Genomic DNA, 15,605 nt, shown 5'->3' on the forward strand with positions numbered 1-15,605 from the left:
GGCGCTCGATACGCGGAGCGGAGAACGCTACTCCTCGACGACCAGCACCGGCGTCTCGCGGTTGAGGACCTCGCCGCGGAAGAACGCCGGGTTGCGGAGGTTCATCGCCAGCATGATGACCACGCCGACGAGCAGCAGGCCGACGCCGATCACGAAGACCGAGCCGACGCCGAGGACCGAGGAGCCGCTGCCGTACGCCGGGTTCCACATGTCGACGAGCGTCTTGACGAAGACGGCGGACAGCAGGACGCCGCCGAGGAGCGGGAAGAGGCCCTTGAAGGCGAAGTCGCGGACCGAGCGGCGCAGTTCCGCCTTGAAGTACCAGGCGCAGGCGAAGGCCGTCAGCGCGTAGTAGAAGCAGATCATGAGGCCGAGCGCGTAGATCGTGTCGACGAGGACGTGCTCGGAGACCAGCGTCATGACCGTGTAGAAGACGGCCGTGGCGACACCCGCCGTGACCGTCGCGCGGCCCGGCGTGCGGAACTTCGGGTGCACGCGCGCGTACGACGCCGGCAGCGCCTCGTACGTCGACATGGCGAGGACCGTGCGGGCGACCGGGATGAACGTCGTCTGGAGGCTGGCCGCGGCCGAGGCGAGGACGGCGACGAACAGGAAGATGCCGAGCGTCGGGCCCATCACGGGACCGGCGAGCGCCGCGAAGACGTTGTCGGAGGTCTCCGGGTTGGCGAGGCCGAGGCCCTTGTCGCCGGAGCCGACGACCATCTGCGCGGCCACACCGGTCGCCAGGTAGGAGCCGACCAGGACGACCATCGCGATGAGCGCGGCGCGCCCCGGCGTCTTCTCGCTGCCGACGGTCTCCTCGTTGGCCGTCAGGCAGGCGTCCCAGCCCCAGTACATGAAGATCGACAGGGACAGGCCCGCCGTGAACGCGCCGAAGGACTGCACCGAGAACGGGTTCAGCCACGACCAGGAGAAGTCCACCGAGGTCCCGGCGAAGTCCGCGGAGCCCGCCTTGGTCACCGCCATCACGACGAAGACGGCGAGCACCACCAGCTGGAGTCCGACCAGCGTGTACTGCACGCCCTTCGTCGCGGTCATGCCCCGGTAGCTGATCGCCGTGGCGGCCGCGATGAGGGCGAGGCACGTGACGATGTGGACGGCCTTGTTGTCGTCGAGCGCCGCCACCGAGTCACTACCCGTGATCTCGCCCGCGAGCAGCCAGAAGTACGAGGTCGCGACCCCGGCCAGGTTCGAGAGGACGATGATCGTCGCGATCACCAGGCCCCAGCCGCACATCCACCCGACGCGCGGCCCGAACGCCTTCACGGTCCAGGTGAAGGACGTGCCGCAGTCCGGCATGACCTTGTTGAGCTCCCGGTACGCGAACGCCACGAGCAGCATCGGCAGGAATCCCGCGAGGAAGACCGCGGGCATCTGGAGACCGACCTCGCCGGCCGTGGAGCCGAGCGTGGAGGTCAGGCAGTAGACCGGGGCGACCGTGGAGATACCGATGACGGCGCTGCCGAGCAGCCCGACGGAGTTCCCGCCGAGGCCCTTGCCGCCGCCGCCCGCGGAGGTGTCTGCGGCCCGCCCCGTCGAGGGCCCTGCGTCCAACTGAGTCATGAACAGGACGTTAAGTCCTGCGGTTTCCACATCTAGTTGGATCTGGCGGGAATTGTCACGACCGCGAAGGCTGTTGATCCACGGGCATTTCGGGCACCCGCCCCACCGATCGCAGGGAGTTCACTCAGCCTACCGGCAGATCGCAAGGCAAAGCGCCCGGTGTTCGATATTCGGTAATCGAAGCCGGGTCCGATTTCACCCGATTCAAAATTTTCCCGTGCCTAGTACGTCACGCGCGGACGGCCCCCGCCGCGAAAGCGGCCGACGGCCGTGGGCACCGCATAGATCAGGGCAAGCGTCAGGAGCGCGAGGACCGCCATCAGCACGGGGAAACCGGTCGAGATGCAGAGGGCGAGCACGACCGCGGCACCCAGGCCGATCCAGAACAGCAGGTACTCCCGATCGCTGCCGCCCCGCCGGTGCAGAAGGGCCGCCCTGACGATCAGCACGACGACGGCGGCGCCGACGATCAGCGCCGACACGTTGGGGAACTTCAACAGCGCGGCGAACCCCGCGGGCACCAGCCACAGGAGGCCGAGCAGCGGATGCCCCGGCAGCCCGGGACCCCCGTCGTGCCGCGCGGCGGTACCGCGCGGGGGCGGCCCCGACACCGGCCGCGCCCCGTACGCCGCGGGCTGCTGCCCGTGCTGCCCGTACGAGGAGGACCAGGCGTCGACCGTCGGCTGCTGGGCCGCGGCGCCGTGGAGCCCGGGGTATCCCGCGTAGGGCGCACCGCCCGGTGGGGTCGAGTGCGGGGCCGGGAACGGTGCAGGTGGCGGCGTGGAAGGCGGCGGCGGGGTCGGGGGGCCGGCTCCCTGCCCCCGAGTGGCCGCGTCGTGGAAGTCCCCGCCGCTCGGCCCGAACACGCCGCCCGCGTCCGGCTGCGTGGACCCGGGACCGGCCCCGGCCCCGTGCATCACCGTGTCGGCCCGCGCCTCCAGGTTCAGGAGCTGCCCCGACGTGCGGGCGATCAGCGAGACGACCTGCGCGGGCAGCCACGTGTCGCTCGTCGCGTCGTGCGTGCGCGCCCGGGCCACGAGCTGCCCCGCGTCCGGCCGCCGCTCCGGCTCCGGGTCGAGGCAGTGCCGGATCAGGTTCCGCAGCTCCTCGGCCACGCCCGGGAGCTGCGGGTCGAGGCTGCCCCGGTGCGGCTGGACGCCGGTGGCGGCGAAGGCGAGCGTGAGCCCGTAGCTGTAGACGTCGGTCGCGGCGGTCACCTTCTCGCCGTACGCCTGCTCCGGCGACATATAGGCCGGGGTGCCGATCCGCGCCCCGGTCGAGGTCAGCCCCCCTGAGGAGAGACCCGCGTCGAGCGCGGCGTGCACGATCCCGAAGTCGATGAGGCGCGGCCCGTCGGCGGACAGCAGCACGTTGGACGGCTTGAGGTCGCGGTGCACGAGCCGGTCGCGGTGCACGTGCTCCAGGGTCTGCGCGAGATCGGCCGCGAGCCGCCACAGCGATTCGGCGGGCAGCGGCCCGAACCGGTCGACCGAGTCCTGGAGAGAAGGCCCCGACACGTACTCCGACGCGTACCAGGGATGCCGCTCCTCCAGGCCGGTGTCCACGACCGGCACCGTCCCCGGCGCCCCGACCCGCCGCACGACGTCCGCCTCGCGCCGGAAGCGCTCACGAAAGCCCTGCTGCGCCGCCATGTCCGCGTGGATGAACTTCAGCGCGACGGAGCGGCCTCCCGCGTTGCGGGCCAGATAGACCCGCCCCATGCCGCCCTCACCGATCCGGCCGAGCACCCGGTATGCACCGACCGTGCGCGGATCCTGCGCCTCCAGCGCCTCCATGGAACCCCCGGTTCCGCCGTAGTGACCATCTACAATTGCGCATTTTCACATGCCCAGTTGTAAACACGCAGCAGAGTGGTCCGTGGGTTCCGTGGGGCTGGTGGGGGTGCTGTGCCCATCAGTGGTGCCGTGCCCATCAGCGGTGCCGGCCGGTGGCGCTACCCGGGCCAGACGATCGACTGCCACTCGCTGTACGCGTGCAGGGCGTACGAGCCGACGTCCCGGCCCACCCCGCTCTTCTTGAAGCCGCCGAACGGAGCCTCCATGTTCCGGCCGATGGTGTTCACGCCGACCCCGCCGGCCCGCAGCCGCCGCGCGACCCGGAAGCCCCGCGCGACATCGCCCGACCACACGTAGTCGATGAGGCCGTAGTCGGAGTCGTTCGCGAGGGCGATCGCCTCGTCCTCGTCGCCGTCGAAGGGCACCACGGCGACGACCGGCCCGAAGATCTCCTCGCGCACCACCCGCATGTCGTTGGTGCAGTCGGCGAGCAGGGTGGGCGCGACGTAGAACCCCTCCTCAAGAGCGGGCCGCTCGCCACCGGCGACGACCGTCGCCCCCTCCTTCCGCCCCAACTCGACGTACGACTCGACCCGTTCCCGGTGCGCCGCCGAGATGACGGGCCCGACGACCGTCCCCTTCACGCGCGGGTCGCCGACCTTCATGTAGCCGATGTACGCGGTGAGCTTGGCGACGAACTCGTCGTAGACGGACCGGTGCACGATCGCCCGCGTCGGGGCGGTGCAGATCTGCCCGCTGTAGAAGGCATACGTGGTGCCGATGCCGGCCACCGCCGAGTCCAGGTCCGCGTCGTCGAGGACGATCGCGGCGCCCTTGCCACCCAGCTCCATCAGCTGCCGCTTCATGGACCGGCCGCAGACCTCGCCGATGCGCTGACCGACGGCGGTGGAGCCGGTGAAGGACACCATGTCGACATCCGGGGAATCGACGGCGGCCTCACCGACGCCGGCCCCGGCCCCGCTCACGACGTTCACGACACCGCCCGGAACACCCGCCTCCTCAAGGGCCGCCGCCATCCGGAACACGGACAGCGGATCCTGCGGCGCGGGCTTCACGACGACGGTGTTGCCCATGGCGAGCGCGGGGGCGACCTTGCCCGCCGGGTTGGCCCACGGGTTGTTGTAGGAGGTGATGCAGGTGACGACGCCGACCGGCTGCCGCACGGCGACCGCGCCCGTGACGCCCGCCTTGCCCATCGGTCCGGCCTCGTTGATCTGCGGCGTCATCGCCTCCTCGACCGGTTCCAGGGCCCCCTTCGCGTACCGCCGGAATCGCGAGACACCCACGGCGACCTGCATGCCGCGCGCGGTCCCTGTCGTCGCCCCGCTCTCCGCCTGCGCCAGCTCGGCGTTGCCCGCGAAGTCCCGCTGCATGAGGTCGGCGGCCCGGTCGAGGATCGCGGCCCGCTCCTCCGGCTTCGTACGCGACCAGGGCCCGAAGGCGTCGCGGGCCGCGCGCGCGGCGTCGTACACCTGCTGCCGCGAGGCCTCGGGGGCGTGCCCGACGACGGTCTCGCGCGCCGGGTCGACTACGTCGTAGTGCCCGGCGCCGGGCTCGACCCACTCGCCGCCGATGAACAGCCGCTGGGATGCGCTCACTTGGTACTCACCGTCCGGGTGTCGGCGCCCGACCGCAGCACCTTTCCGGGCACCGCGCCACTCACGACATCCCCACGCATGGCCTCAACTCCATTGACCCACACGGCGGTTATGCCGACTGCCTTCGAGTCGAGCCGCGGGCTGTCGCCGGGCAGATCGTGTACGAGGGTGGCCTTCCCTGCATCGATGGTCTCGGGGTCGAACAGCACCAGGTCCGCGTGCCAGCCCTCCTGGATCCGCCCGCGCTCCCGCAGCCCGAAGAGCTGGGCGGGGTCGTCGGTGAGCATCTTGACGGCCTGCTCCAGGCCCAGCAGCTTCCGCCCCCGCAGGCAGTCCCCGATGAACCGGGTCGTGTACGGCGCCCCGCACATCCGGTCCAGGTGCGCGCCCGCGTCGGACCCGCCGAGCATGACGTCCTCGTGGTCCCAGGTCTCGGCCCGCAGCGCCCACGAGTCGGGGTCGTTGTCGCTCGGCATCGGCCACAGCACGGTGCGCAGCCCGTCAGCGGCACAGATCTCCACGAGACACTCGAAGGGCTCCTGCCCCCGCTCGGCGGCGATGTCGTTCACAACCCGCCCGGTCAGGCCCTCGTTCGCCTCGGAGTACGTGTCCCCGATGACGTAGCGCCCGAAGTTCGCGAGCCGCCGGAAGACGCCGGCCTCCTTGCTGTCGGCGCGGCGCAGCATCTCGCCGCGCACATCAGGGTCACGCAACTTGGCGATGCGCTCCTCAACGGGCAACGCGAGAACCTCACCCCACCCGGGAATGAGATTGAGCGCGCAGAACGTCCCCAGGCTCATGTTCATCGGGGTCAGGATCGGCATCGTCAGCGCGACGATCCGCCCGCCCGACTTGCGGGCCCGCTCGCTCGCCTCCAGCTGCCGCGGCACCCGCTCGGGCACGGCGGCGTCGATGGTGAGGACGTTCCAGTTGAGCGGCCGCCCGGCGGCGGCGGTCATGTCGACGAACAGCTCGATCTCATCGTCACTGAACTGATCGAGACACCCGGCGACGATGGCCTCGATCTGCGTCCCCTCGTGCTCGCCGACCGCCTTGCTGAGCGCGATCAGCTCGGCGGGCTTCGCGTGCCGGGAGGCGACGGGCTCGCCGTCCCCGTCGGAGTGCGAGGACGACTGGGTGGTGGAGAGCCCCCAGGCCCCGGCGTCCATGGCGCCCTTCAACAGCTGGACCATCTGCTCCAGTTGCTCGGCACTCGGCTGCCCACCGACGGCGTCGGCCCCCATCACATACCGCCGCAGGGCACAGTGCCCCACCATGAACCCGGCGTTGACGGCGATCCGCCCGTCGAGGGCCCCCAGGTACTCCCCGAAGGAGTTCCACGTCCACGGAGCGCCCTCCTCAAGGGCGACCAGCGACATCCCCTCCACCCTGGACATCATCCGCCGCGTGTAGTCGGCGTCACCGGGCTGCGCGGGGTTCAACGGCGCGAGCGTGAACCCACAGTTGCCACCGGCCACGGTGGTCACGCCGTGATTGAGGGAGGGCGTGGCATACGGGTCCCAGAACAACTGGGCGTCGTAGTGCGTGTGCGGATCGACGAACCCGGGCACGAGCACGAGCCCCGAGGCGTCCTCGGTGCTCCGGGCCTCCTCGCCGACCTTTCCTGACTCGGCGACGACGGCGATCCGCCCGCCCCGAATCCCAACATCAGCGACAAAGGCGGGCGCACCGGTCCCGTCGACAACGGTGGCGCCCTTGATGAGGTGGTCGAGCATACGACGACGTCTCCCTTCGGAAATCGCGATACTTCAAGCCCCTGCTACGGATGGGCAAATCAAGCCCCTGCTACGGGTGGGCAAATCAAGCCCCGCCGGCGATTGAGGCGCGGGGTCCGGGGCAGAGCCCCGCGACGTCAACCACGACAAGGCCAAAGACCCCGGCTCCCGTCCGGGAGGGAGAAGCCGGGGCCCGCTCAAAACGGACTACGCAGCCGACCGGAACCTGGTCGTCCGGTGCACCGGATCCGTATCGATCTTCGGAATCACGTGCTCCCCGATCAGCTTGATCGAGTTCAGCGTGTCCTCATGCGATATCCCGACGGGCAACCCGAACGACAGCTGATCCGCCCCCGCCTGCTCCCACCGCTTGCACTGCTGCAGCACCTCGTCCGGCGTACCGCAGATCATCAGCTCCTCGGCGATGAGCAGCTCGATGATCTCCGTGGAGTACTCCGGAAGCAGCTCCGGCCACTCCGGGATGCCCTCGGGCCGCGGGAACGTGTCGTGGTACCGGAACAGCAGCGACTGAAGGTAGTTGAGCCCGCCGTCCACGGCGATCTGCACCGCCTTCTCGTGCGTCTCGGCGCAGATCGCCGTGGACGTCACCATGACGTTGTCGTTGACGAAGTCACCGATCGGGTCCGGGTCCTGGATCGCCGTCTTGTACTGCTCCAGGACCCACTCCATGTCGGAGACCTTCTGCACGCTGAAGCCGAGAACCCCCAGCCCCTTCTTGGCCGCCATGGCGTACGACGGCGGGGACCCGGCCGCGTACCACATACCGGGGTGCGACTTCCCGTACGGCTTGGGAAGGATCTTGCGGGGCGGCAGCTCCCAGTGCTTGCCCTTGAACCCGACGTACTCGTCCTGGAGCCACATCTTCGGGAACTCGCGGATGGTCTCTTCCCAGATCTCCTTGGTGTAGTTCATGTCGGTGACCCCCGGCATGAACCCAAGAATCTCGTGCGATCCCGCACCCCGCCCGCTGCCGAACTCGAAGCGCCCCTCACTGAGGTGATCGAGCATGGCCACCTTCTCGGCGACCTTCACCGGGTGGTTGACCGGCGCCAGCGGATTGAAGATTCCGGACCCCAGATGGATCCGGTCCGTCGCGTGCGCGAGGTACCCCAGGAAGACGTCGTTCGCGGAAAGGTGCGAGTACTCCTCCAGGAAGTGGTGCTCGGACGCCCAGGCGTACTTGAAGCCGGACTTGTCCGCCTGGATGACGTACTCGGTCTCGTTCATGAGCGCGCGGTGCTCGGCCGTCGGGTCGGTCAGCGCCTTCTTGCCCAAGTATCCCTGTACAAAGAGCCCGAATTCCAAGGAGGTTCACCATCCTCGTCAGTTTCTGACGCATCGTCAGATTGGTTGGATCGACTGTTCCACCGGACCCGCCGACCGTCAATACCTGACGCATCGTCAGGTACGTTCGCCCGGCCGGGGAACGCGGTCACAAGACGCTGACCCCCGCCAGCCACCCGCCGTCCACGACGAACGGCTGCCCGGTGATGTACGCCGAGTCCTCCTCGGCGCTGAGGAAGAGCGCGAGCCGCGCGACCTCCTCCGGCTTCCCGACCCGGCCGAGCGGCACGAGCTTGCGGTACAGGTCGTCGAGCGCCTGCGCCGCCTCCTCGGTGTTCGCCTCCGGGTCGAGCTGGGACGGATTGCTCATGGCGGTGTCGATGGCGCCGGGGCAGACGGCGTTGACGCGGATCTTCTGCGCGGCCAGCTCCAGCGCGGCGACCCGCGTGAGCCCCACGATGGCGTGCTTGGTGGCGGTGTACGCGCCGACGTACGCCATGCCCGTCACCCCCGTGTACGAGGAGGTGTTGACGATCGAACCGCCGCCCGCCGCGCCGATCTCGGGCGCGACGGTCTTGATCCCCAGAAACGCCCCCACCTGATTGACCTGGATGATCTGCTGAAACTCATCGAGGGGCGTCGACACGAGCTCGTTGAACCGCAGAATCCCCGCGTTGTTGACGAGCCCGTCGATCTTCCCGAAGGCGGCCTTCGCGGAGCCGACCGCGGCGATCCAGTCCTCCTCCCTGCTCACATCCAGGTGTACGTAGACGGCGTTGCCGTCGCCGAGGTCCTTGGCGACGGCCTCGCCCTGGTCGTCGAGGACGTCGGCGACGACGACCTTCGCCCCTTCCGCGGCGAAGAGCCGCGCCTCCTGCTCCCCCTGTCCGCGCGCCGCACCGGTGATGAGAACCACGCGTCCATCGAGCTTGCCCATGCGTCAAACCCCTTGCCTTGTCGGTCAGTTGAGGTCGTTCAGGTGCTTCAGGTGCGGTGCGGTGTCGGCGGCGAAGGCCGCCATCTGGTCGGTGAGTTCCGCGCGTGTCCGGCTGCGGAACCGGATCTGGATCTGCCGTACGCCCATCGCGGCGTAGGCCCGCAGCGATTCGGCGATCGCCTCGCCGGACCCGGACAGCGTGCGCCGCCCGACGTCCCACGTCGGCTCGCCCATGTACAGCGGCTCGGTGATGGCGCCCACGGTGAACGGCGCCTCGATCCCGGCCTCCGCGCGCAGCCGCCGCAGCTTCTCGATCTGCTGCGGGAGCCGGTCCCTCGGGTCGCCCTGGGGCAGCCACCCGTCACCCTTGAGCGCGGCGCGGCGCACGGCGGGGGCGGAGGAGCCGCCGACCCAGACCGGCACGCGCCGCTGGGCGGGCCTCGGCCGCTGCCCGAGCCCCTCGAACTGGAACAACTCCCCTTTGTGCACCGGGAATTCCTCGGGCCCGAGCGCGGCCTTAAGCGCATCCACACTCTCGTCGAGCACGGCGCCGCGCCGCGCGAAGTCGACGCCGAGCGCCTCGAACTCCTCCTGTACGTGCCCGGCCCCGACCCCCAGGACGAGCCGGCCCCCGCTGAGGTGGTCGAGGGTCGCGTACTGCTTGGCCGAGACGAGGGGGTGCCGCAGGCCCACGACCGCGACGTGGCTGAGCAGCCGCACGCGTTCGGTGACACCGGCCAGGAAGCCGAGCGTGGCGACGGGGTCGTACCAGGTCGTCGACATGGCCTCGGCGAGCCGGCGCGGGATGGCGACGTGGTCGCAGCTCGCGATGTAGTCGAACCCGCTCCGGTCGGCGGTGCGGGCGATCTCGACAAGATCCTCCACACCGGCACCCGCCTCCCACGGTTCGGCGTAGACGGTGCTCTGGGATTGGACCGGGAGTTGCATTCCGTAGGCGAGCGAAGCCATGAGAGCCCCTGCCGCTAGTTTTCCTGACGACCCGTCACATCCGACGGGTGCGCAACATCCTCACGCCTGACGCCCCGTCAGGCAAGACCCGTCACCACCTGGCCACGGGGCTCCGCCCCGCACCCCGCTGCTCAATCGCCGCAGGGGCTTGACAGCTCAAGCCCCGCATCGGGACGAGACCCCGCAGGGCCCGCGGCAGCACCCCGACACTCAAGCCCCGCCAATCAAGCCCCGCCGGCGTTTGAGGCGCGGGGTCCGGGGCGGAGCCCCGATCTTTTAAGCCCCGCCTGGGGACGAGCGCCCGCGGGGCCCAAGGCGGAACCCGACCAATCAAACCCCGCCGGCGATTGAGGCGCAGGGCCCGGGGCAGAGCCCCGATCGCTCAAGCCCCGCCAATCAAGCCCCGCCGGCGATTGAGGCGCAGGGCCCGGGGCAGAGCCCCGATCGCTCAAGCGCCACCTCGGGACGAGAGACCGCAGGGCCCGAGGCAGGCGCCCGACCCTTCAAGCCCCGCCGGCGATTGAGGCGCGGGGTCCGGGGCGGAGCCCCGATCTTTTAAGCCCCGCCTGGGGACGAGCGCCCGCAGGGCCCGAGGCAGGCGCCCGACCCATCAAGCCCCGCCGGCGCTTGAGGCGCGGGGTCCGGGGCAGCGCCCCGATCTTTCAAGCGCCGCCTCGGGACGAGAGACCGCGGGGCCCGGGGCAACGCCCCGCGACCCCAACCCCGCCCCCGACCCCCGCTCAGGGCCTCCAGCACCCATCCCGGTCCAGACCGAGCAGGTCAATCGCATTGCCACGCACGATCCGCTCCACCACATCCCCCGCCAGGTGCCCCATCTGCGCCTCACCGACCTCCTTCGACTTGGGCCACGTCGAGTCGGAGTGCGGGTAGTCGGTCTCGTACAGGACATTGGCCACCCCGATGGAATCGAGGTTCTTCAGCCCGAACGCGTCATCGAAGAAGCAGCCGAAGACGTGGTCGGCGAAGTACTCGGACGGCGGCTTGCGCACCTTGTCGGCGACACCGCCCCAGCCCCGGTTCTCCTCCCACACCACGTCGGCGCGCTCAAGGATGTACGGGATCCACCCGATCTGCCCCTCCGCGTACATGATCTTCAGCTCCGGGAACCGCTCGAACTTGCCGCTCATCAGCCAGTCCACCATCGAGAAACAGCAGTTGGCGAAGGTGATCGTCGACCCGACGGCCGGCGGCGCGTCCGGCGACGTGGAGGGCATCTTGCTGCTGGACCCGATGTGCATGGCGATGACGGTCCCGGTCTCCGCGCACGCGGCCAGGAACGGATCCCATTCGTCGCCGTGGATGGACGGAAGACCGAGATGCGGTGGAATCTCGGAGAACGCCACCGCCCGCACCCCGCGCGCGGCATTGCGCCGCACCTCGGCCGCCGCCAACTCCGGGTCCCACAGCGGCACGAGGGTCAGCGGTATGAGCCGCCCCCGCGCCTCGGGCCCGCACCACTCCTCCACCATCCAGTCGTTGTACGCCCGGACCCCGAGCAGCCCCAGCTCCCGGTCCTTGGCCTCGGTGAAGGTCTGCCCGCAAAAGCGCGGGAAGGTGGGGAAGCAGAGGGCGGACTGGACGTGGTTGACGTCCATGTCGGCGAGCCGCTCCGGCACACTGAACGACCCGGGCCGCATCTGCTCGTACGTGATGACTTCCAGCTTGATCTCGTCCCTGTCGTAGCCGACCGCGGTGTCGAGCCTGGTCAGCGGCCGGTGCAGGTCCTCGTACACCCACCAGTCGCCGATCGGCCCGTCGTCGCCGGGCGCGCCCATGACGGGCGCGAACTTCCCGCCCAGGAAGGTCATTTCCTTCAGAGGGGCGCGGACGATACGGGGCCCGGTGTCGCGGAACTTCTTCGGCAGCCGGTCGGACCAGACGTTCGGCGGCTCCACCGTGTGGTCGTCGACGGAGATGATCCGCGGGAAGTCGGCCGATTCCAGAGGGGTTTGTGAGCTTCGGGTGCTTTCTGTCTCCGTGGTCTCCATGGGCTCACGGTAGCGCCGATCTGACGACCCGTCAGCTAGTGGGGAGCCAGTGGTTCTCGATGGCTCGCGCGTGAGGTCTCTGTGATGGGTGTCCTCCATGGCTGACGTATCCGCCAGGAACAAGGCAAACTGGCGGGAGTTGTCTTTGATGTGCGCGCGACACGGCGCGCCGGTTGGACGGCGCGACAGAATGACGTGTGCGGAACGACCCGTGCGGACGTGGCGGCAGGGAGCAGTGAAGATGGTCGGTGGACCGCGGGTACCGGAGCAGCGGCGTGTCGCCCTGCCCGACGACCCCTCGGACGCGGTCCCGGCCGCGGGCGCCGACCTGCGCTTCAGCGTGCTCGGCCCGGTCCGGGCCTGGCGCGAAGGAGAGCCGCTCTCCACCGGCTCCCCGCAGCAGCGCGCACTCCTCGCCGCCCTCCTGCTGCGCAAGGGCCGCACGGCGACGGCGGCCGAACTCATCGACTCCGTATGGGGGGCCGACCCCCCGTCGCAGGCCCTGGCAGCGATCCGCACGTACGCCTCGCGGCTGCGCAAGATCCTCGGTCCCGGCGTCCTGGAGACCGAGGCGGGCGGCTACGCGCTGCGGATGGCCCGGCCCGACGCCCTCGACCTGGCGGCGGCCGGGGAGCTCGCGGCGCGGGCCGAGCGGGCGCGCCAGTCCGACGACCTGTGCGGGGCGCGGGCGCTGATGAACGAGGCGCTCGACCTCTGGGACGGCGAGCCGCTGGCCCACGTACCAGGACCGCACGCCGAGACGGAGCGCGCCCGCCTGGAGGAGTGGCGCCTCCAACTCCTCGAAACGCGCCTCGACATGGACCTGGAACAGGGCTGCCACGCGGAGGCCGTCTCCGTGCTCACCGCCCTGACCGCCGACCACCCGCTCCGCGAGCGCCTGCGCGAACTGCTGATGCTCGCGCTCTACCGCTCGGGCCGCCAGGCGGAGGCCCTCGCCGTCTACGCGGACACCCGCCACCTCCTCGCCGACGAGCTCGGCGTGGACCCGCGCCCCGGCCTCTCCGAACTCCAACAGCGCATCCTCCAGGCGGACCCGTCCCTCTCGGAGCCCTCGGCGCCGCCGCCCGAGCCCGCGCAGACACCGCAGCGCCCGGCCCAACTCCCGGCCACCGTCCCGGACTTCACGGGACGCGCGTCCTTCGTGACGGAACTCGGCAACACCCTCGCCTCCGCGTCCTCCGAATCGGGCGCCGGATCCGTGATGGCGGTCTCGGCGGTCGCGGGCATCGGCGGCGTCGGCAAGACCACCCTCGCCGTGCACGTGGCGCACGCGGCGCGCGCCGCCTTCCCCGACGGCCAGCTCTACGTGGACCTCCAGGGCACGAGCCCGCGCCCCGCCGAACCCGAGACGGTCCTCGGCTCCTTCCTCCGCGCGCTCGGCGTCCCGGAATCGGCCGTCCCCGAGTCCCTGGAGGAGCGCTCGGCCCTGTTCCGCTCGACCCTCGACGGCCGCCGGACGCTGGTCCTCCTCGACAACGCGCGGGACGCGGCCCACGTACGTCCGCTGCTGCCGGGCACGGCGGGCTGCGCCGCGCTGATCACGGGGCGGGTGCGGATGGTCGACCTGGTCGGCGCGCACCTGGTGGACCTGGACGTCATGTCCCCCGACGAGGCGCTGCTCCTCTTCACGCGCATAGTGGGTGAGGAGCGCGTGACGTCGGAGCGCAAGGCGGCCCTCGATGTCGTCGCGGCCTGCGGCTTCCTCCCCCTGGCGATCCGCATCGCGGCCTCCCGCCTCGCGGCCCGCCGCACCTGGACGGTCTCGGTCCTCGCCGCCAAGCTGGCGGACGAGCGCCGCCGCCTGGACGAACTCCAGGCCGGCGACCTGGCGGTCAAGGCCACCTTCGAACTCGGCTACGGCCAACTGGAGCCACCCCAGTCCCGCGCCTTCCGCCTCCTCGGCCTGGCGGACGGCCCGGACATTTCCCTGGCGGCGGCCGCGGCGGTCCTCGACCTGCCCGACGATGCCGCCGAAGACCTCCTTGAGTCCCTGGTCGACACCTCCCTCCTCGAATCCGCGGCCCCCGGCCGCTACCGCTACCACGACCTCGTCCGGCTCTACGCGCGTGCGTGCGCGGAACGCGACGAGACGTCGGAGGAACGCGAGGCGGCACTCTCCCGCGTCCTGGACTTCTATCTGGCGACGGCGGCGGGAGGCTACGCGATCGAGCGGCCCGGGGACCGGCTGATGGACCACCTGGCGCCGACGGCCCATCCGGGCCTCTCCTTCGACGACCGGCAAACGGGCCGGGACTGGCTGTACAGCGAGGCGGTTCCGCTCCTCGCCTGCGCCAGGCAGGCGACCGGGAAGGAAAGCCTGCACCGAGGCATCGACCTCCTGTGGGCGGCGGTCGATCTGGCCGAGTCGGGTGCGAACTCCAAGGAGTACGAGGCGACTGCCGCCCTGCTGCACGAGGCCTCGCAAGCGATGTCCGACGTCCACGGCGAGGGCAGGGCCTGCGTGGTGCTGAGCAACGCACGGCTCTTCTCGGGCGCCTTCGACCGCTCCGAGCAGGAGGCGCGCCAGGCGCTCGCCCTCGCCGAGACCCACGACGACCCGCTGGCGCGCTGCTGGGCGGCGAACATCCTGGGGAACATCGCCTTCTACCAAAGCCGCCACCAGGACGCCGAGGTCTACTTCAACCGGGCCATAGAGGAGTTCAGAACGTGCGAGGACCTGGCCGGCTCGGCCAGCCCCCTCTGCAATCTGTCCCGGATCCACCTGGCCACCGGCCGCGCGGACTCCGCGGTCACCCTCGCCCGGCAGGGCACCGAGATCTACGAGCGGCTCGGCCACTCCCTCCGGGTCGCGAACGGCCGCTACGCGCTGGGGCTCGCCCTGGGCAGCACCGGCCAACACGCCGATGCCACCGAGCAGTTGGAGCAGGCGCTCACCATCTTCCGGGACAGCCGCCAGCGGCTCTGGGAGGGCATGGCCCTGTGCCGCCTTGCCGAGGTGGACCTGAACGCCCACCGGCCGACGCGCGCCGCGAGCAACGCCGAATCGGCGCTGACCATGCTGCGCGGCATCGGCGGGGCGTGGCGCCGGGGCAACGTACTCACCGTTCTGGGCAAGGCACTTCGGGACCTCGGACAAGCGGGCCGCGCCGAGGTCTGCTGGCGCGAAGCCCTCGGCATCTACGAGGAACTGGGCTCGCCGGAGGCCGCTGACGTACGGTCACTCCTGTCGCCGGCCACGGCGCCATAGCGGTCCCCCGGGACGTTCATCGTTCGTTTATCGCGAGGGTGCAGTCTCCATGTTGCCGGGCCGTCGCGTCGGGGGGCAGACGGACCGCCGGACGGGCCGCCTCACCTGAAATCGGGGTGGGTGGCCGCGGTCCAACCGGCCGCCCTCGGGGGAGCGGCCGGTTGGGCTCGTCCCATTCCAGCCCAGCACGCCCACAGGGGAGGCATCACCATGAGCACAGAACAAGACCCGACCGTCCAGCCGAACAACACGCACGTCACGGGTGGCGAGGACGGCGAGGACATCCAGCCGCTGAACACCCACGTGACCAGCAAGCCGGCCGCTCTCGAAGCGGACGACGCCGAGCTCAAGCCGGACAACACGCACGTGACGTCCGAGCCCAGCTAGACCACTTTCCCGACGGGGATCGGCCGCGGCGGAC

At 70.6% G+C, this 15,605-nt stretch carries 10 protein-coding genes; 2 read left to right on the plus strand and 8 right to left on the minus strand.

Annotated features, from left to right (window positions below; translation table 11 throughout):
- Positions 1-27: 27 nt before the first annotated feature.
- From ACFYWS_RS31180 to ACFYWS_RS31215, 8 genes are all read right to left on the minus strand, one after another.
- Complete coding sequence (locus ACFYWS_RS31180; RefSeq protein ID WP_389281980.1) at positions 28-1,584, minus strand: APC family permease; 1,557 nt, start codon at positions 1,582-1,584, stop codon at positions 28-30.
- Positions 1,585-1,805: 221 nt separating this feature from the next.
- The gene (locus ACFYWS_RS31185) at positions 1,806-3,380 is read right to left on the minus strand and encodes a serine/threonine-protein kinase (protein WP_389281982.1); all 1,575 of its coding nucleotides are present in this window, start codon (positions 3,378-3,380) and stop codon (positions 1,806-1,808) included.
- Positions 3,381-3,538: 158 nt separating this feature from the next.
- A complete protein-coding gene (locus ACFYWS_RS31190) occupies positions 3,539-4,999 on the minus strand; it encodes an aldehyde dehydrogenase family protein (protein WP_389281984.1) in 1,461 nt (486 codons plus the stop codon).
- A complete protein-coding gene (locus ACFYWS_RS31195) occupies positions 4,996-6,735 on the minus strand; it encodes an amidohydrolase family protein (RefSeq protein ID WP_389281986.1) in 1,740 nt (579 codons plus the stop codon). Before ACFYWS_RS31195 ends, ACFYWS_RS31190 begins: the two co-directional genes overlap by 4 nt.
- Before the next feature lie 207 nt (positions 6,736-6,942).
- Positions 6,943-8,061: an LLM class flavin-dependent oxidoreductase gene (locus ACFYWS_RS31200; RefSeq protein ID WP_389281988.1), complete on the minus strand. Its 1,119-nt coding sequence runs from the start codon at positions 8,059-8,061 to the stop codon at positions 6,943-6,945.
- A 127-nt stretch (positions 8,062-8,188) separates the two neighbouring features.
- Entirely contained in the window at positions 8,189-8,977 is a 789-nt protein-coding gene (locus ACFYWS_RS31205) for an SDR family NAD(P)-dependent oxidoreductase (RefSeq protein ID WP_389281990.1), read from the minus strand.
- Positions 8,978-9,001: 24 nt separating this feature from the next.
- Positions 9,002-9,946: an LLM class F420-dependent oxidoreductase gene (locus ACFYWS_RS31210; protein ID WP_389281992.1), complete on the minus strand. Its 945-nt coding sequence runs from the start codon at positions 9,944-9,946 to the stop codon at positions 9,002-9,004.
- 740 nt (positions 9,947-10,686) lie between these two features.
- Positions 10,687-11,955 (minus strand): amidohydrolase family protein, encoded by a 1,269-nt coding sequence (locus ACFYWS_RS31215; RefSeq protein WP_389281993.1) that lies wholly within the window; start codon positions 11,953-11,955, stop codon positions 10,687-10,689.
- A gap of 241 nt (positions 11,956-12,196) precedes the next feature.
- Between ACFYWS_RS31215 and ACFYWS_RS31220 the strand changes: the two genes are divergently transcribed.
- A complete protein-coding gene (locus ACFYWS_RS31220; protein ID WP_389281995.1) occupies positions 12,197-15,184 on the plus strand; it encodes a BTAD domain-containing putative transcriptional regulator in 2,988 nt (995 codons plus the stop codon).
- Between the two features lie 210 nt (positions 15,185-15,394).
- Positions 15,395-15,571: a hypothetical protein gene (locus ACFYWS_RS31225; protein ID WP_389281996.1), complete on the plus strand. Its 177-nt coding sequence runs from the start codon at positions 15,395-15,397 to the stop codon at positions 15,569-15,571.
- Positions 15,572-15,605: the final 34 nt, after the last annotated feature.

The organism is Streptomyces sp. NPDC002795, assembly GCF_042888725.1.
Lineage (GTDB): Bacteria > Actinomycetota > Actinomycetes > Streptomycetales > Streptomycetaceae > Streptomyces.

Coding starts and splice junctions, on each gene's coding strand:
- ACFYWS_RS31225 (WP_389281996.1), top strand. CDS start 15,395: ATGAGCACAGAACAAGACCCGACCGTCCAGCCGAACAACACGCACGTC.
- ACFYWS_RS31210 (WP_389281992.1), bottom strand. CDS start 9,946: ATGGCTTCGCTCGCCTACGGAATGCAACTCCCGGTCCAATCCCAGAGC.
- ACFYWS_RS31180 (WP_389281980.1), bottom strand. CDS start 1,584: ATGACTCAGTTGGACGCAGGGCCCTCGACGGGGCGGGCCGCAGACACC.
- ACFYWS_RS31195 (WP_389281986.1), bottom strand. CDS start 6,735: ATGCTCGACCACCTCATCAAGGGCGCCACCGTTGTCGACGGGACCGGT.
- ACFYWS_RS31220 (WP_389281995.1), top strand. CDS start 12,197: ATGGTCGGTGGACCGCGGGTACCGGAGCAGCGGCGTGTCGCCCTGCCC.
- ACFYWS_RS31215 (WP_389281993.1), bottom strand. CDS start 11,955: ATGGAGACCACGGAGACAGAAAGCACCCGAAGCTCACAAACCCCTCTG.
- ACFYWS_RS31185 (WP_389281982.1), bottom strand. CDS start 3,380: ATGGAGGCGCTGGAGGCGCAGGATCCGCGCACGGTCGGTGCATACCGG.
- ACFYWS_RS31205 (WP_389281990.1), bottom strand. CDS start 8,977: ATGGGCAAGCTCGATGGACGCGTGGTTCTCATCACCGGTGCGGCGCGC.